The 25472-nt window shown below is 42.8% G+C and carries 16 protein-coding genes and 1 tRNA gene; 12 read left to right on the top strand and 5 right to left on the bottom strand.

Annotation, left to right across the window (positions count from 1 at the left end; all coding sequences use genetic code 11):
* Positions 1 to 10: 10 nt before the first annotated feature.
* From BLW60_RS06250 to BLW60_RS06235, 4 genes are read left to right on the top strand one after another with little or no spacing between them, the layout of a single operon-like run.
* The gene (locus BLW60_RS06250) at positions 11 to 949 is read left to right on the top strand and encodes an HTH domain-containing protein (protein ID WP_074715450.1); all 939 of its coding nucleotides are present in this window, start codon (positions 11 to 13) and stop codon (positions 947 to 949) included.
* Positions 950 to 969: 20 nt separating this feature from the next.
* Complete coding sequence (locus BLW60_RS06245) at positions 970 to 2283, top strand: deoxyguanosinetriphosphate triphosphohydrolase family protein (protein ID WP_074715447.1); 1314 nt, start codon at positions 970 to 972, stop codon at positions 2281 to 2283.
* On the top strand, positions 2276 to 2872 hold the full coding sequence (locus BLW60_RS06240) for a hypothetical protein (RefSeq protein WP_081348138.1): 597 nt from the start codon (positions 2276 to 2278) through the stop codon (positions 2870 to 2872). The genes BLW60_RS06245 and BLW60_RS06240 overlap by 8 nt, the downstream gene beginning before the upstream one ends.
* 54 nt (positions 2873 to 2926) lie before the next feature.
* Entirely contained in the window at positions 2927 to 3952 is a 1026-nt protein-coding gene (locus BLW60_RS06235) for a DUF2971 domain-containing protein (protein ID WP_074715444.1), read from the top strand.
* A 41-nt stretch (positions 3953 to 3993) separates the two neighbouring features.
* Here BLW60_RS06235 and BLW60_RS06230 read toward each other — a convergent pair.
* A tRNA-Thr gene (locus BLW60_RS06230) sits at positions 3994 to 4069 on the bottom strand.
* Between the two features lie 459 nt (positions 4070 to 4528).
* On the opposite strand from BLW60_RS06230, the gene BLW60_RS06225 reads away from it, so the two are divergent.
* The gene (locus tag BLW60_RS06225) at positions 4529 to 7402 is read left to right on the top strand and encodes a leucine-rich repeat protein (RefSeq protein ID WP_074715440.1); all 2874 of its coding nucleotides are present in this window, start codon (positions 4529 to 4531) and stop codon (positions 7400 to 7402) included.
* A gap of 397 nt (positions 7403 to 7799) precedes the next feature.
* Here the strand turns inward: BLW60_RS06225 and BLW60_RS06220 are convergent, their stop codons facing one another.
* The 4 genes from BLW60_RS06220 to BLW60_RS06205 form a co-directional block, all read right to left on the bottom strand.
* Positions 7800 to 11237, bottom strand: a complete 3438-nt coding sequence (locus tag BLW60_RS06220; protein WP_074715437.1) for a glycosyl hydrolase family 95 catalytic domain-containing protein — start codon at positions 11235 to 11237, stop codon at positions 7800 to 7802.
* Between the two features lie 303 nt (positions 11238 to 11540).
* On the bottom strand, positions 11541 to 12194 hold the full coding sequence (locus BLW60_RS06215) for a rhomboid family protein (protein ID WP_074715435.1): 654 nt from the start codon (positions 12192 to 12194) through the stop codon (positions 11541 to 11543).
* An 81-nt stretch (positions 12195 to 12275) separates the two neighbouring features.
* The gene (locus tag BLW60_RS06210; protein WP_074715432.1) at positions 12276 to 14342 is read right to left on the bottom strand and encodes a CotH kinase family protein; all 2067 of its coding nucleotides are present in this window, start codon (positions 14340 to 14342) and stop codon (positions 12276 to 12278) included.
* Between the two features lie 101 nt (positions 14343 to 14443).
* On the bottom strand, positions 14444 to 16237 hold the full coding sequence (locus BLW60_RS06205) for an ABC-F family ATP-binding cassette domain-containing protein (RefSeq protein WP_074715429.1): 1794 nt from the start codon (positions 16235 to 16237) through the stop codon (positions 14444 to 14446).
* A 345-nt stretch (positions 16238 to 16582) separates the two neighbouring features.
* On the opposite strand from BLW60_RS06205, the gene BLW60_RS06200 reads away from it, so the two are divergent.
* From BLW60_RS06200 to BLW60_RS06170, 7 genes are all read left to right on the top strand, one after another.
* Complete coding sequence (locus BLW60_RS06200; protein ID WP_074715426.1) at positions 16583 to 17728, top strand: substrate-binding domain-containing protein; 1146 nt, start codon at positions 16583 to 16585, stop codon at positions 17726 to 17728.
* 286 nt (positions 17729 to 18014) lie between these two features.
* Positions 18015 to 18599 carry an accessory gene regulator ArgB-like protein gene (locus tag BLW60_RS06195; protein WP_074715424.1) on the top strand — a complete coding sequence of 195 codons (585 nt, stop codon included), beginning with the start codon at positions 18015 to 18017 and terminating at the stop codon, positions 18597 to 18599.
* The gene (locus tag BLW60_RS06190) at positions 18596 to 19321 is read left to right on the top strand and encodes a LytR/AlgR family response regulator transcription factor (protein WP_074715421.1); all 726 of its coding nucleotides are present in this window, start codon (positions 18596 to 18598) and stop codon (positions 19319 to 19321) included. The genes BLW60_RS06195 and BLW60_RS06190 overlap by 4 nt, the downstream gene beginning before the upstream one ends.
* A gap of 123 nt (positions 19322 to 19444) precedes the next feature.
* Positions 19445 to 20656, top strand: coding sequence for a sensor histidine kinase (locus BLW60_RS06185; RefSeq protein WP_207645914.1), 1212 nt, complete (start codon positions 19445 to 19447; stop codon positions 20654 to 20656).
* Positions 20657 to 20811: 155 nt separating this feature from the next.
* Complete coding sequence (locus tag BLW60_RS06180) at positions 20812 to 20967, top strand: cyclic lactone autoinducer peptide (protein WP_081348136.1); 156 nt, start codon at positions 20812 to 20814, stop codon at positions 20965 to 20967.
* Positions 20968 to 21813: 846 nt separating this feature from the next.
* Positions 21814 to 24453 carry a cation-translocating P-type ATPase gene (locus BLW60_RS06175; protein ID WP_074715415.1) on the top strand — a complete coding sequence of 880 codons (2640 nt, stop codon included), beginning with the start codon at positions 21814 to 21816 and terminating at the stop codon, positions 24451 to 24453.
* Between the two features lie 169 nt (positions 24454 to 24622).
* Positions 24623 to 25120 carry a GNAT family N-acetyltransferase gene (locus BLW60_RS06170; RefSeq protein WP_074715412.1) on the top strand — a complete coding sequence of 166 codons (498 nt, stop codon included), beginning with the start codon at positions 24623 to 24625 and terminating at the stop codon, positions 25118 to 25120.
* Positions 25121 to 25472: the final 352 nt, after the last annotated feature.

Below are 25472 nucleotides of genomic sequence, written 5' to 3'. Positions count from 1 at the left end.
AGGTGATATTATGCCATTAACATTTACTCAATTAGCTATTGATGTAATCAGAGCAGAGAATAGAGCTATGGCACCTAATGAAATATGGGAAAAAGCTGTTGAACTCGGACTTACTGAACAGCTTCTCAGCAGTGGACAAACTCCAATAAAAACTCTCGGTGCGCAACTTTATGTAAGTATAAAAAGAGATCCTGATAACAGTCCTTTTATTCAAGTTTCTAAAAGACCAGCTCTCTTTTCTTTGCGAGAATTGACAGGCACCCCGTCAAGTATTCCTATCACAAACGGGAGAAGTGTTCATTATAGTTTTAACGAACGGCATTTACACAAAATTCTTGCATCTTTCATTTTTTCTGATTCTCATTTTAATTGTTATTCCAAGACTATATTCCACGAGGTATCCTCCAGAGGACAGCGAGGAGAGAACGAATGGCTACATCCCGATATTGTTGCTGTTAGATATCCTTTTGATGACTTTAACGATGACACAAGAAGATTAATGTCTTCCATTGAACATAGTGACGTTAAACTATTCTCGTTTGAGATGAAAATAGAGTTATCTTTTGCGAATTTGCGGAAGAGCTACTTTCAAGCTGTCTCTAACTCTAGTTGGGCTAATGAAGGATATATTGTTGCTCTGAAATACGATCAGAATCCAGATTTTATTGATGAACTGCGACGACTTAACCGTGCATTCGGAATCGGTTTTATTAAACTGAACGCCGACGATTATACTCAAAGCGAAATAATACTGTCTGCGCGAGAAAACGAATTAGATTGGAATACTATCGATCGTTTATGCGATAAAAATGATGATTTCAAATCATTTACTCAAACAGTATCATTTGATCTCGGTTGCGACCGAGTGCGAAATATCAATGATTTCGATGACACTTTTACTTCTGATGAAGAATTCCAAGATTATGTAAGACAATTAAACATTCATTAATTTATGTGAGGGGAATTTTTATGGAATCAAGATTACATAGTATTGCTGGTGATATTTCTCGTAAATATCGTACAAGGTTAAATGAAGATTGTTTGGAAAAGCGTCAGCACCCTGAAGAATTAAGAAATAGAATAGAAGGGGAATATCAAAGAGATTATTCCAGAATAATGTATTCGTCATCTTTTAGACGTTTACAAGGAAAAATGCAATTACTTGGCATAAAAAACGATCAGTTTTTCAGAAATAGGTTGACGCATAGTCTGGAGGTATCTCAAATTGCCAGATCAGTAGCAGCTGAATTAAACTATGAAGCAACAGAATTATTTGTTGTGGAAGCTGGTGCATTAGCTCACGATATAGGTAATCCACCGTTCGGACATGCAGGAGAGAAAGAATTAAATAAGTTGTTTAAAGATGTTGGAGGCTTTGAAGGCAATGCTCAAACTCTTAGAATACTTACAAATGTTGAAAAAAAGAAGCCAGATTTTCCAGGTTTAAATTTGTCATATAGAACTTTACTAAGCGTGGTTAAGTATTTCAACAAACGAGATAATCAGGACGGTAGCCCAAATACAAAATTTATTTACGATGATGATTATAATCTGTTAAAAAATTTCGTTGACGAAAATGAAATCCCAGTTCGTACTCTTGATGTACAAATAGTTGATTTAGCAGATGAAATTGCATATGCTGCTCACGACTTAGAAGACGGACTAAGAGTTAAAGCATTTATTATTGATGAAATACTACATGAGTATTCCTCATTATATGGCGAATCTACTTCGTATCTAAAATTAAAAGAGCTGGTTGATAAAGCCAAAGAAAAATCTGGCTTTGGCTCAAAAAGTATTGATTCTACAGAGTATTGCAAGTTGTTTAGGCAAGAATTATCATCAAGTATAATTTTTACTTTGATTTCAGACATAGATTTAGTAGACGTTAATGGTGACTTTAAGAAAAAAACAGGTACTAAAAATGCTAAAGAGTTGGATTTTGCAACATACAAAGAACTTGCTGACGGTTTAAAGGAAATCACTTTCCGTTGTATAAACCATAATAATGATGTTTATTATTATGAAGAACGAGGTAAAAGGGTTCTTGCCTATTTAAAGGATTTTTATATTAATAATATTAATTTTCTACCTCCGGAATATCGAGCTAAAAACCTAATTGAAAGATACAAAATAGACCAACCTAAAGAAAAACTTCAGGATCGTCTAATATGTGATTACATTTCTGGTATGATGGATTCTTATGCAATTAATACTTACGAACAAATTACTGGTAAATCTTTCAACAACATTTTGGATAATCAGGAGATTAAAAATGAATAAACTTATGGGTTTCTATGAGCTTAGGGACTTGGCAATTCCGACTATTCCATGGAAAGAGTACAAACCTGGGATAGAACTGCCAAATAATTATCTATGGACAATTCGTTCCGCTGTAGTTAGAGGCAATGATCTGAACTTACCACGTCTTATAGGTAAATCAGCTACTGAAGCTGTTGCGTTTGCTAACAACCTGTACAAACGGTTAGATGGAAATGGAATTGTAATTTATTATCCGTATTTTATTGCACATAAAAGTGGTACCTTAAATGTTTTTTTTGATAAAATTGTTATCGAGGCAATTAAAGATGATTTGTGGAATTTAGTAACGAACCAAGATTTAGACGTATCAATGACTTTTGATCGTCAAAATCACCTTATTTCAAGTTATGGAAATAAAGAATTCTTGGATAGCAATGAAACTAATCAATTACTAAAGTACGCAAAGAAAATAAGCAGTATTTATAGAGATGAAATACTTGAAGGAAACACCATTTTACTGGAATGGAGTTTTGCTTCATCATGCAATATTGATAAAGAACCTATTGATGAACCATATTTAGTTTTCTATGAAGTTAGGACAACGAAATAATAATTCTTGCTTCCCATTTTGATTTTTAATACATATAAGAATAGGAGCAAAAACATGGACATAAATGAAAGAAAACAATTTGCGGATATTCTATATAAAACAGTAATACCTTCTACTCTTTCACTACAAGAATGTAATGAAAGGTATTCCTTGATGACCAATTATATTAGCACTTTTTTCCCTCAAACGCTTTTTCGATTTTTGCGATGTGATGAGAAAAGGATTGATTCATTTTATAAAAATCAAATATGGGTTGCTAATTTAGAAAAAATGAATGACGGATATGATGGAAGGTTGTTCTTCAATCGTTCTGAAGTAGAAAATGATTTACAGAACAGTCTGTCTGACGAAGCTCTTAAAAGCTTTATTGCAAATAATCAATCCGATAACTCTCCATTAAGTTGTATGGTTGCAAATATTAATGAACAAAATCTCAAAATGATTCGTTCCAAACGAGATGAGATTTTAGATAAGGCAAAAAATAATATAGGACTGCTATTTTCGGCCGTACAAAAAACTATAAAAATAACTTGCTTAAGTGAAGACATTTCTTCGCCGGCAATGTGGGGACTATACTCAAATAATGAAACCGGGTTCTCTTTAGCATATATTTTTAATCAAGCTGCATGGAATAACTCTCTTGCCAATGGAACCATAGAAACTTTTAACCTTTTCCCAACGATATACAGCGACATCAGATTTAAAGTTCCAAATGTCTATATTCAATACCTTTTAAAGTATAGCGTTTTTAGTGGCTATTTTCATCCCAGTTTTATAAGTAATATAATTCCTTGCCCTGATCAAACAATGGTAACAAAAATTGCGTTACAAAAATCTTCAGAATGGGCATATGAAAAAGAATGGCGTATTATTTATACTAATAGCGATGTTGCTACTCAATTAAAAGCTAATGCTCCATTTTCTGCTTCTCCGGTAGCAATTTATTTAGGAAGACGTATTAGCTATCTAAACGAAAGATTGTTAAAAGATATTGCTGCTGAAAAAGGAATTCCTGTTTATAAAATGTCCCTTGATGATAATTCTCCGACCTATAGATTAATTCCAAAACAAATACAATAAGCATAAAAATCCCCCGTAAATCATATACGGGGGATTTGCTTTGGAGCTAGTGACCCGGCTCGAACGGGCGACCTGCGCATTACGAATGCGCTGCACTACCAACTGTGCTACACTAGCATTATTAAATTTTTAAATTTGTAAGGCACTGCACGGTTGTCGCTTTATAATCAGTCCGAGACCTGCTCATTACGAATGAGCTGCACTACCAACTGTGCTACACAAGCATATTCTATTGTATTTTTTTATGCAGGTCTCTGCGACCTGCTCATTGTCGGTCAGAAATAAGTCGCACTGTTCGCTTGCGCTCGCATTTCTCCATATTTCTTCCCTTCACAAACTCCCTTTATCTGCCACAGGCAGCGGTCGTTTGTTCAGCAAATGCAATGCACTACACAGGCACATCAGATCTGCAATAATATAATTATATAATATCAGCGTAAAAAAGTCAAGAGCAACATTAAGAAAAAGTCCAAAGCACTCGGCAGTGAAAAATATTGACATACACAATTACACCTGTTATAATATATGGTAGTATATATTTTATATATATTTTTTCGATATAGGAGGTAAATTATTATGAAAATCAAGGGATTTATTTCAATTCTTGCCGCACTAACTGTCATAACAAGTTCTGTGGCAGCTGTACCATTCAGCGCATCTGCTGAGGTAGTTTCAGAGACAGAAACTACTGCGGAGTATGATTTCAGCGGCAGTTCGTCAACTGTAGAAAAAGACGGTGTCAGCTATAGTATCTTCAAGGGATATGCAGCTGTTCATTACGTCAATGATGAAAACATCGAAGAATTCACAGTTCCCGAAACAATAAATGACGTTCCTGTTGTAGGTATAGAATGGGGTGCTTTCAGAAACTGCAAAAACATCAAAAAGCTGACTCTTACAAAAAATGTCAGCGTTATAAACTGGGGTGATATTGCAGAATTCAGCATGGAAGAAATAGCTGTTACCGAGGATAACGAGTCGTTTACAGTTGTTGACGGCGTACTTTACAGCAAGGACATGAAAACAGTCGTTGCTTTTCCGCCTTCAAACAGTGCCGCTGAGGTAAAGATAGCCGACGAAGCAGAGAATATAGCTCCATACGCTTTTGTAAGCTGCCAGAAGCTTACAAAGATAGAGGTAAGCAATAACGTAAGAGAAATAGGTGAAGGAGCTTTCGTAGGCTGTACATCTCTCACCTCCATAAATATACCTGACGGTGTAAAAGCTATAAACACGTACACTTTCGCAGGCACAAAGGCTCTGAAAGGCGTAAGGATACCGAGCTCTGTAGATTATATATATAATGATGCTTTCAAGGATTCGGGAGCTATCGAGAACGAGGACGGCATACACTACGTTGACAAGTGGGCTGTAGGAGCTGATAACGATATAGAACGTGCTGATATACGTATGGGCACAGTAGGTACTATCGAAGGGCTTTTCATCTCAAAAAACAAGCTGAAAGTTATCACTGTACCCGATTCTGTTATCCACTTGGGAAGATACCTTGCTTTGGGCTTGTATATGCCTTTAGAGCTTGTAGAATTCCACTGTCCTGTTATCCCTGCAAGAACTCTTGGCTGTCCGACTGTAAAAGAAGTATGGATTTCTGACCGCAACTGCAAGATAGAGGACGATGCAGTAACTATCCCCTCATACTGGAGAGAGCCAAAGGAAGCTCCTGATGAAGAGGAAACAACCGAAGAGAATGACTATATTATCAGACATACTCGGGTCACTGCTTCTTCAAGCAGTGGTGCTAACTCAATTGTAAAAGTTATAAATACTTCACTTACCGAAATTGATGAGAAAATTGATGATATTACAGCGTATGAAGTTCCTATAAATTCTGTAGAGCTTTCCGTGACCAAAGAAAAAATAGAAAAATACCTGGAGAAAGCCAGAGAAAAGAATGAGCAGAATAATAATTCTGAGGACAACTCAGGTGTTGCAGTTGCACAGCCTGTAGAAAAGGTATACAATGCACCTATAAAGATAGGCAATCCTGCAAAGTATGATACCATTATCCGCGGATATGAGGGCTCTACAGCCGAGGACTACGCACGTAAGTACAGAAGGATATTTGATGCTTTCGTACCTCCGTCAGCTAATGTAGGTCCTGAGATATATGACGAGGGAGACGTAACATACTGGATATACGGTCATTCTGTTGCAACCGCAAGATTAAACGGCAGTCATAATGCAGCTCCAAAGGACGTTGAGATACCCGCAGAAATAAAGGGCGTACCTGTAACGGGATTTGTTATGAACTGCAATCTTAATGCAGGCACAGTAAAGCTCCCTGCAAGTATAGAGTCCATTGATGTAAATTACGATCTACAGTATGACAATACCGCATATTATGAGGTAAGCGAAGATAATCCGTGTTTTGTATCTGTAGACGGAATAATCTATACTAAGGACATGACAGAGCTTATAAAAGTTCCGTCAAATTACGAAAAGACAAAGATAGTAGTTCCCGACAGCGTTAAGAAACTCCGCACAGGCGCATTCCACAGCCTCAAAAACGTTGAAAGCGTAGAGCTGCCCGACGGTATCGAAGCGATCAGCAGAAATGCTTTCTGCGGTGCAGGCAAGCTGAAAAGCATAAAGCTTCCAAGCGAGCTGGATATAATAGGCGACAATGCATTCAACGGCTGTGTATCACTGACTGATATAAATATCCCTGCAAGCGTCAAGCATATCGGCTGCAACGCATTCTATGAGACTCCGGGCATCAAATACGAGAACGGACTGGGCTATTTTGACGGCTGGCTTGTCGATGTTGATCTGAAGGTAAAGGATATCACCATAAAAGAGGGCACAGAGGGCGTTGCAAGTATATCTGCATACGGAAATATCACTGTCCCTGCAAGCGTTACAAAAATGGGCTGGGAAATGGTCAACGACACCACCAAGAACTGCATAAGAGCCGATGTTTACTCTCACGTACTCGATTATGATGCATTCAAGAACGCAGTATTCCTCCGTGATGTTTATATCTACGATCCCGAGTGTGAGATATGCGCAGGAAATCAGACAATACGCGCAACTCATTATGAATCTGCCGATGAACTGGTAGGTATTCGCAGCGAAGATAACAGACCAAACTATACTGATGTCAGAACATATGCTTATGAGATCAAAGAGCTTAACAGCAGACCTGTGGGCGATACAGTCATTCACGGCTACAAGGGCTCTACTGCTGAGGCTTATGCTCAGATGTACGGCATCAAGTTTGAGGCACTGGACGATACGGCAATATACAAGGACGGCGACCTCAACGGCGACGGACAGTTCAACGTCGGCGATCTCGTTCTTATGAACAGATATATCCACGGTACTTATACATTCAACGAAAAGCAGTACAAGTCCGCTGACCTTAACGGCGACGGAAGTGCTGATGTATTTGATGTGATAGAGTTCCGCAAGAAGATACTGGCAGACTGATAAATAAAAAAGCAGCCGCTTCCGATAACGATGTCGAAAGCGGCTCTTTTAATTCATTGCAGCGAATAGTGATTAGTTGTTAGTGCATAGTGATTAGGAATGTAGGGGCTGCCTCCGGCAGTCCGCGCCTTACAATGCAAGTGAGAACAATATAAACATTCTCACATGGTCAGATGGTCACTTGCTTTATGCAATGTACTTTATTGAGTTAATGTGTTGAACTGACCAACTGATATACTTTTTATTGTATCAGTTACTCTGTGCTGTAGGGACGACCATTGGTCGTCCGCGAATTACACATAAACTCTACATGACACGCCGCCCGTGTGACCTACATCAGACCGACAAAACGTATCGAAGCAAAGCAGGGAGCGATGCAAGCATCGCCCCCTACAGGTCAGTTATTTCCCAACATGAATTTTTGTAATAGCAGCAAGTCTGCTACATTTGATTCGCTGTCATTGTTAAGATCAGAATTGGACAGTCCGAGACCGCTGAGTTCTGTCTGTTTGATAAGTGCCTTTCTGAAACGGAGGACATCGAATATGTCCACTTCCCTATCGCCGTTTACATCCCCTGAAAGACCGTAAAAACTGAAATTATTCACATTGAAAAGATAGCCGTCACCGCCGCGGAATACGAGATAAACGTCGTGCTCGCCAGTACACTGAGATGTTGCACATTCAAGGTCAACATATTCGTCCCAGCCGTCAGTTGTCGGAACATCGCATTTGCCTATGATATCGCCGTCGGCAGAGCCTAAACGCACCTCGATAGTACCGCCGTCCGTAGCACTTGCCGCACGTACCTTGAAGCCCTCTGCTCCGCTTTCAAAATCAAGCTTGCGGAAAACTATGTAAGAGCCGTCGGTGATATATCCGATAGCGGTATTTCCGCTGTCGTCCTTGCGTATCTCGCCGCGCATGAAGTTATAGCTGCTGCACCCGTAGTTCTTATACGCAGTTTTCGGGACAGGCGGTTTGCCGTTATTGCCCCATATCTCAAGCTCATAAACTCTTGCGCCGCCGCTGTTGTCCTGAGTTGAGGTGCGCATTTCCAGACGCACATATCTTGCATTTACTCCGCTGAGATTTCTGCCGCAGGAGCTCTTTGTATTGCCGAAAACCTCGGTTATATCAGTCCAGCTCTCGCCGTCCGAGCTTGCTTTCAGTACAAAATCGCGCGGATCGAAGGCATTTTTCTCGCTGAGACCTGCAAATTTCGCGCTCCAGCGCTGGATATTGCACTCTTCTTCAAGGTCTACCTGTATCCATTCGCCGCCGATACCGTCATCGTGATACCACTTTGTGGAAGCATCACCGTCAACAGCCATTTCGGGAGTCTCGTCGTTATCGCAGCCAGAAGCTGTCACCTTTTTGCCGAGAGCAAGGTTTTGCAGCTCTTCGCCGTCAAACTGCAATTCACCGTTAAGGCTGTACTCCTTGCCTGCCTCTGTTTCAAAGCTTATCATCGCGCCGCTGTATCTTACGGTACAAACTCCGCCTGATTTTGAGAGTATAGTCGCATTTTCAAGTCTGCCGTTCTTCCAGTTCATCTCTGTAACTTCAAAGTTTCCTCGTGCGCAGAGACCGTTTGCATGACCTGTAGACCACTGCTTCGGAAGTGCGGGAAGAAGTGTCATAACGTCATTCTGACTTTGGAGAAGCATCTCCGCAACGCCCGATGTAAAGCCGAAATTGCCGTCTATCTGGAAAGGCGGATGTGCGTCCCAGAGATTATCGTAAAGTCTGCCGTAGTTGTTTACGGGAGTAACCAGCAGCTTTATAAGGTTGTATGCGTGTGCGCCGTCCTCAAGCCTTGCCCAGCAGTTGAGCTTCCACGCTTCCGACCAGCCTGTACCGTCGTCGCCTCGCGCATTGAGCGATGTTGAAGCACCCTTTGCGGTAGTCGGATTATCCTCGGGAGTTATCTCAAATCCGGGATAAAGCGCATACATATGGGAGATATGACGGTGCTTTTCGTTCTGATTGTCCCAGTCCTGCGCCCATTCCTGTATCTGTCCCCATTTGCCTATAGTTTCGGGGCGGATAAGTGTGAGCTTTGAGTTGAGCTGTTCTCTCAGCTCTGAATCGCAGCCAAGTATCTCGGAGGCTTCCGAAACGTCCTTGAAAAGCTCACGGGCTATGCCGTTGTCCATAGTTACGCTGTGGTCAACGCTTGCGTTGGGGTAAGCAGGGAGATTTATCTCGGGAGATGTGCTCGGGCTTATGACCATATATTCCTGACCGTTTATGGCGGCAGGAATCATAAGCTTGTTGAGGAACTGAGCACTGCCCTTGATAACGGGGTAGATGTCGCTGAGATAGTCCTTGTCCTGAGTGAAGCGGTAAGCGTCATAGAGCATATTTGATACCCATGCGCCGCCTGTGGGCCACTGTCCCCACGCACCGTCTATAGGGCCTGTCCTGTTCCAGAGGTCGGTGTTATGGTGGAGCACCCAGCCCTCTGATATGCCGTAATTCACCCTCGCTGTCTCATTTCCGGCAGCAGCCAGTCCCTTTGCCTTTTCAACAAAGGGCTCAAAGCACTCAGCAAGATTTGTGGTGAATGCAGGCCAGTAATTCATTTCGTAATTTATATTCGTCGTGTATTTGCAGCCCCATGCAGGAGCGGAGTATTTATTCCATATGCCCTGTAAGTTCATAGGCTGAGCGTCACGGGACGCACTTATCATCATATATCTTCCGTACTGGAAGAGAGTCTCCACCATTTTCGGGTCGTCAGAGCGTCCGAAATCGGATATACGCTGAGGGGTAGTCATCTTCTTGGCGTTTTCGGTATCGCCGCCCAGCTCTATATCAACGCGCTTGAAAAGCTCCTGATAGTCCTGTACGTGGTTCTGATAGAGGGTATCGTAGAACTTTGACTCAGCCTTGGCGATATCGGCTTTTGCGTCGCCTTTTTCATCGCCGTTGCAGGTCTTGTAGTCAACATAGTTAGTACGTACAGATGTGATTATTACTACGGAATCCGCGCCCGAAACGGACACTTTACCGCTGCCTGCGCTGATGCTTCCGCCGTCAGGTATGACCTTGCTCCGTGTGGAGTAATAAACTGCACCTCTTATCCAGAGGTCCTCATCAGCGTGACCGTTAGCAACGATAGTATCATTGCCCTCGGTAGCTACAGTTCCGTTGAGCAGACCGTCATAGCCTGCCGAAAACGATACCGAGCCCTTGCTGTCACAGGTTATGCGAGTAACCATTACCTGATCGGGATAGCTTACGAAGGTCTCACGGGTATACCTCTTGCCGTTGAACGTGTATGAGCATCTTGCAACAGCGTCATTCATATCCAGCTCACGGGAATAGTCCGACACCTTATCGTGTCCGAAGCTGAGCTTCAGCGCGCCTACCTTCTGATATTTAGCCTCGCCTCCGCCTATCATCTGACGGGCTACTATCGAATTGGCATCGTTGTACTTTCCGCTTTTGATAAGGTTTTGCACCTCTGAGAGGTGAGATGCTGCGCCCTCCTTGTTGTTATTTCCAGGACCTGAGCTCCATACGGTACACTCATTCAGATCGAACAGTTCATCGGGACAGTTACCGTAAGCCATTGCTCCGATACGGCCGTTTCCGAGAGGGAGAGCTTTGTAGAACGATTCGTTGTTGTTGAATGCGTTGTCGGTGCTTACATATCCTGCCATGCTGTCATACCGAAGCACGAGGTCGTCATCGTGTCCGTAGGCAGCACCTGCTTTGACAGCAGTCGTTTTCAGCGAGGGTACAGGCAGACTGTCGGTGAGGAACGGCAGTGCCATACAGGCTGAAACAAGGACGGACATGAACCGTTTGCTTTTCTTTGGTTTCATTCAATCCCAACTCCTTTTTGCATATTTTTATACAATTCCTTCTATATTTTACACAATTATAATTGTGCATCTTTATCTTTTTATTAAATTCTATCACGGAGCACTTGAACTGTCAATGAATACAGCTGAAATTCTACGTTATATCCACAATTAGAGTGCTTATTTTGCAAAAAGCGAATAAAAAAAGTCATCATTTTATTTGTGCAGCTTAAATAAAAGAAACGGTGATATACTAATTTAACTTTGTAAAAATTATGAAGAAAAGCTCCCTTGTTTTTACAAGAGAGCCTTTGATGCTTTATGTTATTTTTTTAATTTGTGATAATATCGTCTGCCTGTGTAGTACATGAGCTGAACGAAGTCCTTGCCGAAGAAAAGGAAGAAATTGATCAGCGAAACTATGATAAACAAGCGGACATAATAGCCGCCGTTTACGTATTTGTACACCAGATAAATGGCATCTACGATACCTGCCCATTTCATTTTTATAGGAAGTACGAAAAATGCATATATCTGCTCATCGGGGAACAGCACCGCAAACGCAAGGAAAACGCTGAGATTGAGAAATACATTTGTTGCATAGCCTACTGCAAAGCCTGTTATGATGCAGCTCAGAACGCTTATGAAGTAATAAACGTTGAATTTGAAGCTGCCCCATCGTTCTTCGAGCTTAACGCCCATGAGCCAGTAGAAATACAGAAAGAACACAACAAGCAGTATATTTTTATCAGGCGGCATGAAAAGGAAAGAGATAACTCGCCAGACCTGTCCCGAAAGTATCCTTTCGCGGTCGAAGTATATCATATCCAAAATGTATACGTTATTATCGGGATTAGTCCTCAGAATTACATCTGCTGCAAAAAAGGCACCCATTCCGATTATAATGTACAGCATCAGGTTTTGAATGGCAAATTTACCGCATTTCCGTTCTATCTTAGTGAGAAGCTGATTGAGCATTGACATTCCTCATTTCTTGGTAGTAAATAGCATTATAGTAAGTATATCACGCCCACAGGCTTTCTGTCAAGCCGAAAGCCCTCATTTTTTCTCCTGTGATCCCAGTATTTCCGCCCTTAACCGACACATATCGAACACGTCTACGACTCCGTCGCCGTTTTCATCGGCATTTTCGAGATAGACCGTTTTTCCGCTGCCGTGCAGCCACTTTTGCAGCGTCAGAAGGTCTGCAACGTTTACCTCGCCGTCATAGTTCACATCGCCCATTTTAGACCTGTCGTTCTTCCACAGCGAGCTTAGCCAGTTTGTACGCTTTTCTATGAATTGGCGCACCATATCCGCCGACTCAAGGTAAGTCGCGCCGCTTGATGTTCCGAATATCAGGTATTGCCTGCCGCCGTAGGTATGCCAGAGCATATTGTTCATTTCCGCGGACTTGCTCAGCTCCTCAGCCATTTCCGTAAGGTAGGGGGAGTTGCCGCCCGTAAGCTTTTTCAGGAACGGCTCGAAGTCCTTGAAATATATATCTGCAACTCTGTAATGGAAATCTTTGTTTTTGAAGAGCCTGCCCAACCAGCTCATGCCCTCGGCAGGCCTGCCGCTGTCGGGAGTTGTAAGCGGAGAGCCGTGTATAGGGAAGTAAGCGGCAAAGAGGTTATTGAATGACGAGGACCAGCCTGTATTTCCGTCGGAATTAGTTCTCGATGTGATGAAATTGCCATAGCTCAGGTCGAAATCCCATGCAGGCGAAAAATGGAGCTTTCCGTCACCTTTAAGGTCGGAGTCCTTCCAGAAGTAGAAGCTGTTGTAAGTAGCGTCGATATTCTCGGATATCTCCTGCACAAGATAAGCCCTTACAAGTGAGTCAAGGTCCACATAATCGGTGTAGTGCTTACCCTTGCTGTTGTAGCCCATATCGGAGTATATAGCGTCCTCCATGTCCTGAACGAAGCCGCGGATATACTCCACCTGTGCCTTTGAAGCGTACTCAGGGCCTTCCACGGACACAGCCTGTCCCCGTGAGGTAACGAAGCCGCTGTCCGCCTTGCCGCCGTATCTGTTCCACTGAATGAGCTGCAAAAGATAGCCGCCTGTGATATCCTCGGGCACATTGGGGATATCGTAGTATTTATAGCTGTTTTCCATGTATTCGAGAGTATCTGCCGCACCCACTGTCATACGCGGATACTCTTTCAGCTTTTTCTCGTTGAGTTTTTCCGTTTCTTCTTCAAGATCGGTGATATTCACGCGCTTTTTCTGTATCTGCACCTTTTCGCACAGCTGATATGTTCCTGCATACTGATTATCCGTATACAGGTCAACGAATACGGAATCCATAGTGTATTCCATGCCCACAGCTTTGCACATCTCCTCGGTGAGCTTGTTGCGCAGCATGGAGTGGTCAAGATAATTGGAAAGAAGCACCCATTTCTTAGCCTTGCCCATTCCGAAAAGGTCGGCTTTCTCGGGGAGCTTTATATTGTAGGGCTTTTTCTTGCTGTAATCCCATGAGGAATTGCCGTGAGCGGACACTTTTTCTATTTCGCCGTCATATACCACATTTCCCTCTGCGTCCAGCATAAGGCTGTGCGCCGTGAGGCTGAGCCAGCGGTTGTTGTAAAGGTCATTGAAGCTGTTTCCTTCACTCTGTATGAATATGCTTCCGTGGTCTGACTGCAATATTTTAAGTATTCCGCAGTCTGTGTCCTTTGCCGTTGTTACCTTGAATTCATCTTTTTTGGAAAGTATATCCGTATCTTCTCCCGACACTATTTTCTCGCCGTCAAGAAAAACTTCACCCTCATCGCAAACATAGTCTATATGCAGCTTTTTCCTGTCAGCAGTTGCAGGCAGGAATATATAATGACAGTCCTCCCACTGACTGAACGACCAGTTTACACGTTCGAGTTCGGAATCGGTCTGTGCAGCAAAATTTGAAAAAGCAAATGAGCTTACAGGTATATCCTTAAATTTAAACTCCTTTTCCTCTTCGTCAGCAGCTGTTACACCTTCGTTTATACCTATTGCATCAAGATCACGGGAAAAGGACAGGTCTCCCGCTGCAAAAGCGGACATAGCTCCCGTACCGAGACAAACTGCGGCTGTGATAACAGATGCGAAAGCTCTCGTTATAGTCTTGAAATACATAAAAACTTCACCCCCTGAATATTGTTTCTATATATTAGTCGTCTGAAAGCGGAAAAAATCTCACCCTTTTTTATAAATTTTCAGAAATACATGAACTTCGCTTATACCATTTCCCCTTTTTCTATTCTTTCTGCAAGGTCGTTAAGGTACACCCAGCGGTCCATTTTCTCGGAAAGCTCTGCTTCGAGCCTGTCCTTTTCGTCCGAAAGCTCCTGCAATCGGACATAATCCGAGGAATTTTTGGCTATCTCCTTTTCCGCATCTGCAATAGCCTGTTCCAGCTTTGCTATATCGTCGTCGATAGTCTCGTACTCACGCTGCTCCTTGAATGAAAAGCGGAGCTTTGTCTTGCCGATAAAGGTACGCTCTTTCTTCTCGCCCTTTTTCTTAGGCTTTGACTCGGCGACTGTATCGTTTTGCAGAGCCTTTTCGGCGTAATCGCTGTAATTGCCGTTATACCGCGTACACTGACCGTCCTTGAATTCAAGTATCTCGCTTGCCATTTTGTCGAGGAAGTACCTGTCATGGGATACCGCTATAACAGCACCGCTGAAGCTTTCAAGGTAATCCTCGAGTATGGTGAGGGTAGTTATGTCAAGGTCGTTGGTAGGCTCGTCGAGGAGCAGTATATTCGGCGCAGTCATAAGTATTTTCAGCAGATACAGCCTTTTTCTCTCGCCGCCCGAGAGCTTTTCTATCCTGTTCCATTGAAGCTCTGGCGTAAAGAGGAAGCGTTCCAGCATCTGCGCTGCGGTAACAGTACCGTCGGGAGTCTGCACTCTGTCGGCAGTCTCACGTATGTATTCGATAACACGCATATTCTCGTCCATAGGCTCACATTCCTGTGAGAAATAGCCGATATTTACGGTATCTCCGATGACTATGCTTCCCTTGTCGGGAACTGTCTCACCGATGAGCATTTTCAGAAATGTACTCTTTCCTGCTCCGTTGTGACCGACTATGCCTATTCTTGCGTCACGGGAGATGATATAGGAAAAGTCCGTGATAAGGGGCTTGCCGTCTATGGATTTGCTGATATTCTCTATTTCGATAGTCTTTTTGCCCAGTCGCGAGGACACGGACTGCAATTTCAGCTTTTCCGCCTCAACGGGTATCTCCCTGTTTTTCAGAGCCTCAAAGCGTTCGATACGGTCCTTTGACTTTGTACCTCTTGCCCTTGCACCGCGGCTTATCCATTCAAGCTCGCGCCTGTACAGGGACTTGTTCTTGCGCTCGGCAGCCTCCGCATCGGCTTCGCGCTGTGCCTTTACAAGAAGATACTCACTGTAGTTGCCGTTGCAGGTATAGAGCTTTCCGCGGTCTATTTCAGCTATACTGCGGCATATCTTGTTAAGGAAGTATCTGTCATGCGTTACCATTACGATAGCACCGCGGTATTTCATCAGCAGATCTTCGAGCATCTGTGCTGTCTCGTTGTCTATGTGGTTGGTAGGCTCGTCAAGGAGCAGCACATCGCTGGGCTGTATAAGTGCGGCAGCAATGCCTGCACGGCGTTTTTCGCCGCCCGAAAGAGTGCTTATATCCCTTTCGCAGTCCGAAAGCCCCAGCTTGTCCAGTATCGACTTTGCTTCGTATTCCTTTGAGGAGCGCAGATCATCGGGAAGATGCGAAAGCACCTGCTGCAATATGCTCCCGTGGTCATCGAACTGCGGTATCTGCGGAAGATATGAAAGTCTTATGCCGTTTGTCCTGATAACTTCACCGCTGTCAGCTTCCTCCGCACCTGCAAGTATCCTCAGCAAAGTGGATTTTCCCGTACCGTTTATGCCGATAATGCCAACTTTATCGCCTTCATTAAGGAAGAATGAGATGTCATCGAGGACTTTTCTTTCCATGTATGTTTTTGATATGTTCTGAGCTGTTAATAATATCACAGTTCTCGCTCCTTAGTTTTTCATTAGTATTTTTATAACGGAACTCCGCTGCCCTGAACTTCGGTCAGGGCAGCACATTAACTAAATTATAACATAACAAAACAGCGAAATCAACACACATTCTTTTACTCATAAAATATCAATAAACTGTTGATTTTTAAATAAACAAAGTTAGTATAACAAATTGCTATATTTTGCAAATTTATATTATATATTCCGACAAATAATCTGCAAAGATATTGACATTGGTGGATAATTTGAGTACAATAAAAGAACAAAGATATGAAAGGCTTCTTATATTAAAGAAGCATAAAAAGGATATTAAAATACCAAGGGGGTAATATTATGAAAAAAGCATTAGCAACTATGCTCTCTGCCGCAATGTTAGGTACTCTCGTTTCATGCGGAAATACAAAAGGAGAAAAAAAGGACACACCCCAAAGTTCCAATAACAGCGCAGGTAAAACAATAGGTATCGCTATGCCTGCTCAGGAACTTGAACGCTGGAACAGCGATGGTCAATACCTTAAAGAAAAGTTTGAATCAGCAGGCTATAAGGTAGAGCTCAAATTCTCAAACAATGATGCTACAAAGCAGAATAACGACATTATCGGCATGATAGATGACGGCGTTGATCTTCTTCTTGTTGCAGCTGTTGACGGAACAAGACTCGCAAAGACTCTTGAGTCAGCTCAGGAAAAGGATATCCCTGTTATCGCTTATGACCGTCTTATCGAAGGTTCAAGTGCTATCACCTATTACATAACATTCGATAACTATGAGGTTGGTAAGCTTCAGGCTGATTTCATCAAGGACGCACTCAAAGTAGGCAGTGGTGCAGGTCCGTTCAATATCGAACTGGTAGCAGGTGACGCAGCCGACAGTAATGCACGTTATTTCTTTGAAGGCGCTTACAAAGAGCTTGAAGACTATATCAATGACGGAACTCTTGTTGTCCCTTCGGGCAAGAAAACTTTTGAAAGAGTCGCAACGCTCGCCTGGTCAACAGAAAATGCCAAGAAGGATATGTTAGACAATCTCAAAAAGAATTATTCAGACGGCACAACTCTCGATGCTGTTCTCTGCGCTAATGACTCAACAGCAAACGGTGTAGTTCAGGCTATCGAATCAGATTACAGCGGCACAAATATCCCTGTTATAACAGGTCAGGACGGCGATATCCCCAACCTTAAAAATATTGTTGACGGAAAACAGGCAATGACTGTATACAAGAACGTAAGAGATGAAGCAAGCGTTGCTTTCGAGGTCTGCAAGACACTGCTCAACGGCGATATCCCTGCCGCAGCATTTGCAAAACAGCTCTCTGTAGATGTAAAGTATGATTCCGAGTCTTACAACAACGGCGTCAAGTATGTTCAGGCATACGTACTCGCTCCGTATGTTATCACAGCAGATAATCTCCAGCTTCTTGTAAATACAGGTATGTATAAATGGGACAGCAGCAATAAATACCTCGAAGCTGTAAAATAAAGCCGCATAGATCAGCAAACAATATCAGGCATCTCCGTGTAAAAGCTCGGAGATGCTTGATTTTTTCATTTTTCAGACAATGCATAAACAGAAGATATCTGACGGGCTATATACACCACACTTTCGCTTTTTCTTAATATCGACATTTTTCCTCCGCAAGCATCTTGACTTTTTATTGCATTTTGATATATAATTAATCTGATAACAGAAAGAACATAATTTAGTAATTTTATCGCAACAAGATACGCAAGCATCATAATGTAAAGGAGTATAAGGGATATTAAGAATGGATAAAATACTCGATGCGATAATGAAAAAGCTTATTAACAGTGGTTACGTAAAGGAAGATGATACTGAAATAGTTAGGTACGGTCTTGAAATTATCATAATGAAAACTATTATCACATCATTAGCACTGTTGATAGCCGCAATAATGAAAAGCTTCATTGCAATAATAATATTTCTGACGTTTTTTATATTATTGCGAAGCAATTGTGGAGGATATCACTCAAACTCAAGGATATGCTGCTTTATTCTATCTATTGCAATGCTAATTGCAGTTATTGTAATTTCAAAGCTGCTTCATTCCACTTCGAGGCTCTATGTCTCGGCACTATTTTCAGGCACAGGAGCAATTATAATCACTATTTTTGCTCCGACAGAGACACCAACCAAACCATTTGATGACATTGAACGCAAAGTGTTCAGACGCCGTTCGCTGATAGCCACAGCCTTTGCAATAGCTATCGCTGCGGTAACAGCCGTATTCAGGCTGTATACGCCTTTGCTCTCGGTATCATCAGCGATATTCATTACTGCCGTCCTGCTCATCGCAGGCCGTATCAGTAATAGGAAAGGAGCGAAAATATGATAAACATTGGTATCTGTGACGATGACAATGATATGATCCAGGCTTTGAAAAATGCCATTTCAAGCTACAGCAAATCTCACGCCATAGAATTCGATGTCCACAGCTTCCAGAGCGGCGAAAAGCTGCTCGACAGCAAGCTCGATTTTGATCTGTTATTCCTTGATATCGAAATGGGCGGCATGGACGGTCTGAAAACAGCCAAGCTGTACAGACAGATCGACAGACGCGCAAGGATAGTCTATGTCACCAATCACTCTGAACTGGCTCTCCAAAGCTATGCCGTACACCCATTCGACTTCGTTGTAAAGCCCTTTGAAAAAAGCCGTATCTTCAACGTTCTCGAAGAGCTTACAAAGTATCTCTCGGAAAATGCGGATAAGGATACCGTCATACAGCTGAAGGGCGAGGACGGTCCTCTGCTGCTCAATCTGAAGAATATATACGTATTCGAGTATACAGGCAACCGCAGGATAACCGTATATACAAAATCCGAACAATATCAGATAAAGGGCAGCCTTTCAGACGTTTTCAGCATAATCAACTCAGAAAGCTTTGTGTCGCCACACAAAAGCTTTATAGTGAATATGGAGCATATTGATAAGCTCAACAACTATACACTTTATACCACCAACGGCATAGAAGTTCCTATAGCACAGAAAAAGCTAAAGGAATTCCACAATGAATTCAGCCGTTTCATAAAAAACTATATAAGGCAAGGTTAATGTATTATGATGTTCTTACTTCAAGCAGCGACAATGCTCGCCTATTTCATTTATTCTTTTGTGTTGTATGATAAGATCTATGTATCAAAGAAAACGCCTTTTCTGCTAAAAATATTATGTGCTGTGGGGCTTTCGCTGATAGCTGCATACATAAAGAGATATGAATTGCCTATAGTAAATCTTGCAGTAACATTCTTATCAATGATACTGCTCACACTGCTATTCTATAAACCCGCCGGAAAAAGTTTCCTTATTTATGATACTTTTATCCTTGTGATAATGCTTATAGTCGAAATGATAACAGCTTTTATTATTTCCTTGATTACAGGCGTATCATTATCAGTACTTTCTCATCAGGTACCAGGTTACGCAGCAACCGCTATAATGGACTGGATAATCATGCTTGCATTAGCTAAAAGTTTCGTGTCCATCGACCCTGAAAAAGGCATAAATAATGTAAGAACACAAGAAGTTATCATGTTTTTCGGACTTATAATCGGCGAAATGTTGCTTCTGAATTTTCTTGTTGAAATCATCGACCTGACAAAAACAGGCTATGAGATAGTTATTATCCTTCTTCTGTTTCTGCTGTTAGACCTCTATCTTACATATCTCATCAACCGCATCTCAAAGGCATATAAGACAGAAAAGGAGCTTGAGCTTCTGACTCAGCAGTCAACGCTCCAGCTCAACGCTTATAACAAGCTCAACGAAAAGTATATCGCTTCAAGAAAAGTCATACACGATGTAAGAAAGCATATCGCCTCCCTCGAAGGTCTTATAAACACAAATAAGGCTGACGAAGCAGGTAAGTACAGAGATATGCTCAATATCGAGCTGAATAAGCTCATGCCGCGCTTTGAATGTGAAAACGCTATCCTTACCGTTGTTATAAACAATAAGCTTGAAACAGCAGACAATATGAAGGTGGATTTCAAGGTGAATGCAGAATACACTGAGGTCAATTTCATCTCAAACCTTGATATAACAGCTATCTTCTCAAACCTGCTGGATAACGCATTTGAAGCCTGTGCAGAGCTTCCCGAAGAAAAACGTCATGTGACACTTTCGATCGCAAGACGTAATTATTTCGTTTTCATTTACGTTGAGAATACTTTCGCAAAAGTAAATCAGGACGTAAAGAAAAGATACAGGAGCACCAAAAAGGGACATCAGGGAATTGGTATGTCAAATATCAAAAGTGCCTGTGAAAAGTATAACGGAAACTTCAATGCGCATACCGAAAACGATATGTTTATAACCGAAATACTTATCCCAATTCCCGAAACTAAGCCAAGTAACAATATGAAACAAAAAGAGCACATAAATATATAATTAATATATAAATTTTCTATAATTTCATACTAAAAATGCAAATAAACGGCGTTTAGTGCAAAAGCCTTGACTTTTTCGGTTTCATAAATATAATAATACTTAGGCGTCACCCCGAAGGTGCCCACACAACATTTTAACAGGAGGTATTTCTTAAAATGAAGTTTTCTTGTGACTCTGTCAAAGCAAAAATAATGAAAACTATCGTTGCAAAATCTGTAAAGGCTGCTGAACAGAATGTGAACTCAGCTTGTGTTTACATCTTCAACCAGCCTACTCCCCCAAAAGATCTCAAAAAGTTCAGAAAATTCTAACCGATAACAAAAAACATAACAGCTAATCGATTCTCTATTACATTATTCACTGCAACAATCTTACACGATCACACTAATCGAAGCGTATTTTATTCTCTGATGCGCTGAGCAGCATGAAACGAACCACAACTAATATATAGTAATTATCATCAAATGTTCCATTAAAGGTTTCAGTATTTACACAGCAATCAATCATAAACAATGATCAATCGACAGGGTCAGATGATTGTGTAGTCACTCTTCGGGAGGCGAACCTAAAATGGGCATACAATCAAATTACTCATCGTGGCTGCATCATTTTGATGCCTGCACCATTGATCACGCCAACAGCTTTTATAATACATCATATCCCCTAACGGAATAGAGATCTGCCGAGCAATCGGCAGATACACTCTTCCGCCCTCGCAGGTTGATGATCATTCGTATGTCATCTCACTCGGAACAAACAGTGAACCCCCCATTACGCTTTCAGATCTCTCTAAAAAACCATCTCTATAAATAAAAAACCGTTGAAAGTACAATAGCAAATCAGAATTTCCATTCATTTGCTTGTTTCGAAGTAAATCATACAGTGATTTTTCATACAGGAAGCTCCGCTTCAGCTTCCAAAAAAGAGTCTGTTTCTGCTCTGAGGAACGGACTCTTTTCCTGTTTTAAGCACATTTATATACTATTCACGTTTCTATCACCATATTTTCACTTATTGAACACCTTTATATCTTGACAATTTTATCCGTAAATGATAAAATTTTATCTGTTTAGTACTGCATTTAAGGCTATATCTAAACTGTATATGCCTTGAGAGCAGTTTTTATTTTATACTAATGATATTTAGGGGAGGAAAAAATGAAACATTATCTCGAATCCACCGACTCCGTATTAAAGGAAGTAAACAGCTCGGTATCAGGTCTTACCAAGGAAGAGGCTGCTAAACGTCTCGAGACCAACGGTAAGAACAAACTCGACGAACCGCCTAAGCCTACTCTTATGGCGCGTTTCATCGAACAGTTCAAAAATCCAATGATACTTGTCCTTATCGCAGCTGCTGTTATATCAGCTATCACAGGTATAATATCCGAAGGAAAGCTTGATGCGGACGTTTTCATAATCCTGTTCGTCGTTATCGCAAATGCGGTACTCGGTGTATATCAGGAAAATAAAGCAGAATCTGCTATCGAGGCATTACAGGCAATGAGTGCCGCACAGAGCAAGGTATTCCGTTCGGGCGAACTTGTTGTTATACCAAGCTCAGATCTTGTTCCCGGTGATGTCATCGCCCTCGAAGCAGGCGACAACGTACCTGCGGACTGCCGTATACTTGAAGCCGCTGCACTTAAAGCCGAGGAATCAGCTCTGACAGGTGAGAGCGTCCCCTCCGATAAGGACAGCGAAGTCCTCACAGGCGAGGAAGTACCTCTCGGCGACAGAAAGAATATGCTCTACATGGGCAGCAGTATCGCTTACGGCCGTGCCGAAGCAGTTGTAGTCGCTACAGGTATGAAAACAGAAATGGGTAAGATAGCGGGTGCTATCGCTAATGCTGACGATGATGAGACACCTCTCCAGAAGAGCCTCGACCAGCTCAGCAAGATACTCTCTATCGCTGTACTCGTTATATGCGTTATCATTCTCGGACTCAATATAGTTCGTATGCTCATCGCAGACGGTACTATCACACTTCCTAAGTTCCTTGAATCCTTTATGATAGCAGTCAGCCTTGCTGTTGCAGCTATCCCTGAGGGACTTGCAGCAGTTGTTACTGTCGTGCTTTCTATCGGCGTTACCAATATGTCAAAGCGCGGAGCTATCATACGCAGACTTACTGCCGTTGAAGCCCTCGGCTGCGCACAGGTAATATGCTCGGATAAGACAGGTACTCTTACACAGAACAAGATGACTGTCGTTCACGAAAATACAGAGGACAAGAACCTCCTTGCAAAGGCTATGGCTCTTTGCTGTGACGCTCAGCTCAACTCCGATGATACCGTTGCAGGCGAGCCTACAGAAGCTGCTCTCGTAGCTTACGCACACAAATGCGGATTTAAGAAGTACGAGCTTGAAGCTGCAACTCCTCGTGTTGCAGAAGCTCCTTTCGATTCGCTCAGAAAGATGATGTCCACAGTCCACAAGACTGACAAGGGCTATATCCAGTACACAAAGGGCGCACCTGACGAAGTGCTGAAAAACTGTACACATATGTTCAAAGAGGGCGGAGTCCGCATAATGACCGAGTCCGACAGACTTGAGATACTCCGCAGAAACAAGGAAATGGCAGATCAGGCTCTCAGAGTCCTGCTTGCAGCTTACCGCGAATACGATGAGCTCCCTTCTGATACATCTCCCGAAGCTCTTGAACACGACCTTATATACATAGGCATGACAGGTATGATCGACCCTGTACGTCCCGAAGTTAAGGACGCTATAGGTCTCTGCCGCACAGCAGGCATACGTCCTGTTATGATAACAGGCGACCACAGAGACACCGCTGTTGCTATCGCTAAGGAGCTCGGTATCCTCGGCAACGGTCAGCAGGCTCTCACAGGCGCAGAGCTCTCAAAGATACCCGATGAGGAATTCAACGAGCACGTTGGCGACTACAGCGTTTATGCGCGTGTACAGCCCGAGCACAAGGTACGTATAGTAAACGCATGGCGCAAAAAGGGCATGACCACTGCTATGACAGGCGACGGCGTTAATGATGCACCTTCTATCAAGAGTGCTGACATCGGCGTTGGTATGGGTATCACAGGTACAGACGTTACAAAGAACGTTGCCGATATGGTACTCACAGACGATAACTTCGCAACTATCGTAGGAGCTGTTGAAGAGGGCAGACGTATCTACGACAATATCCGCAAGGCTATACAGTTCCTGCTTTCAAGCAACCTCAGTGAGGTGCTCTGCATACTTATCGCTACAATAGGTCTGGGCAGCCTTACAGGCGGTTCATTCGTACTCTTCAGCCCTGTACACCTGCTCTGGATAAACCTTATCTCCGACTGTTTCCCTGCTATCGCACTGGGCATGGAGCCTGCCGAAAACGGCATCATGTCACGTAAACCGCGAAGCAGCAATTCTCACATCTTCTCGGACGGTCTTGGTATCAATCTTCTCTGGCAGGGTGCTGTTATCGCAATACTCACACTTGTTTCATACGTTATCGGCTATAACAGCGAAGGTCACGAGGCAGGTATGACAATGGCATTCATTACTCTCTGCGTATGTGAGATGCTCCACGCATGGAACATGAGAAGCCTTAAAGAGTCTATCTTCTCCATGAAGAAGCACAATATCGTTCTTATCGGAGCTATCGCACTTTCAGCTGTACTTACAATACCGATACTCTTTATACCTTCACTCAGAGAAATGTTCTCACTTGTTGAGCTTCTGTCTGAAAACTACCTTTGCGCATTCATCTGCGGTGTGTTCATCGTACCGATAGTTGAGTTAGTAAAGTATTTCCAGAGAAACGCTGATAAAAAGTAATTGTAGGGAACGCCGCCCTCGGCGTTCCGTGTATGGGCGCACATTGTGCGCCATCAGGAAAAAAATATCTAAAACGGGCTGCCAAAGGCAGCCCCTGCATTTTTATCAGCGAACACATATAATTCCTAATTCCGCATTCCGAATTCCTAATTAACATAGAGGTGTTACCATGAGACTGAGACCATACATACCAAGCCATGATTTCGACAGCATAAAGGACTGGGTAACAGATGAACGCACTCACGCTATGTGGAGCGCGAAACACGCTCCCTATCCCCTCGAAAAGGAAGCCTTTGACAAATTCCTTGCGGATATGTACACAAAACACGGAGACTGCCCTTTCGTTGCGATCACCGATGACGGAACAGTGGTTGGATTTCTGTGCTGCGGCATAAACACCGAAAGCAACGAAGCTATGCTGGCTTTCGTTATCATAGACCCTGCACAGCGCGGCAAGGGCTACGGCAGGGAAATGATACAGCTTGCCGCTAAGTACTGCCTTGATATACTGAAAGCGGACGCTGTACAGCTCAACGTGTTTACGGTAAACGAGAAAGCGCGGAAATGCTACGAGAGCGCAGGATTTACGGAGAGGCATACAACTCCCGATGCATTCCCTTACGGCGATGAATTATGGGACAGATGCAACATGGTGTTCAAGAAATAGAATAACGACAAGAAAAGCCATAGTACTCCTGTATTTCAGAAGTACTATGGCTTTTATATTGCTCGCTGACCGCCAAAGGCAGCCCCTACAGCGCAGAGCCTGCGCCCCCTTGCTCGTCCGCATATCATCAAAAGGGCAGCTGCTTCTCGACACGGGGAGTAACATCGGGGTTACACGGGCGAGCACTGTTCGCTCCTACAGTGTGTCATTTATAGTTTATACGTAATTGACGGGAGCCCGAGGGCGGACTCCCCTACAGTGTGCTCATGTTATTTATTGCGTAAGGGATATACGGGCGCGCGGAACGCGCCCCTACAATTCCTGATTCCGAATTAAATCTGCGGCTAAGGGC

The sequence above is a fragment of the Ruminococcus flavefaciens genome (genome assembly GCF_900108555.1).
Lineage (GTDB): Bacteria > Bacillota > Clostridia > Oscillospirales > Ruminococcaceae > Ruminococcus > Ruminococcus flavefaciens_P.
Note: the sequence above shows the minus strand (reverse complement) of the source record. Positions and strands in the feature narration are given on the sequence as shown.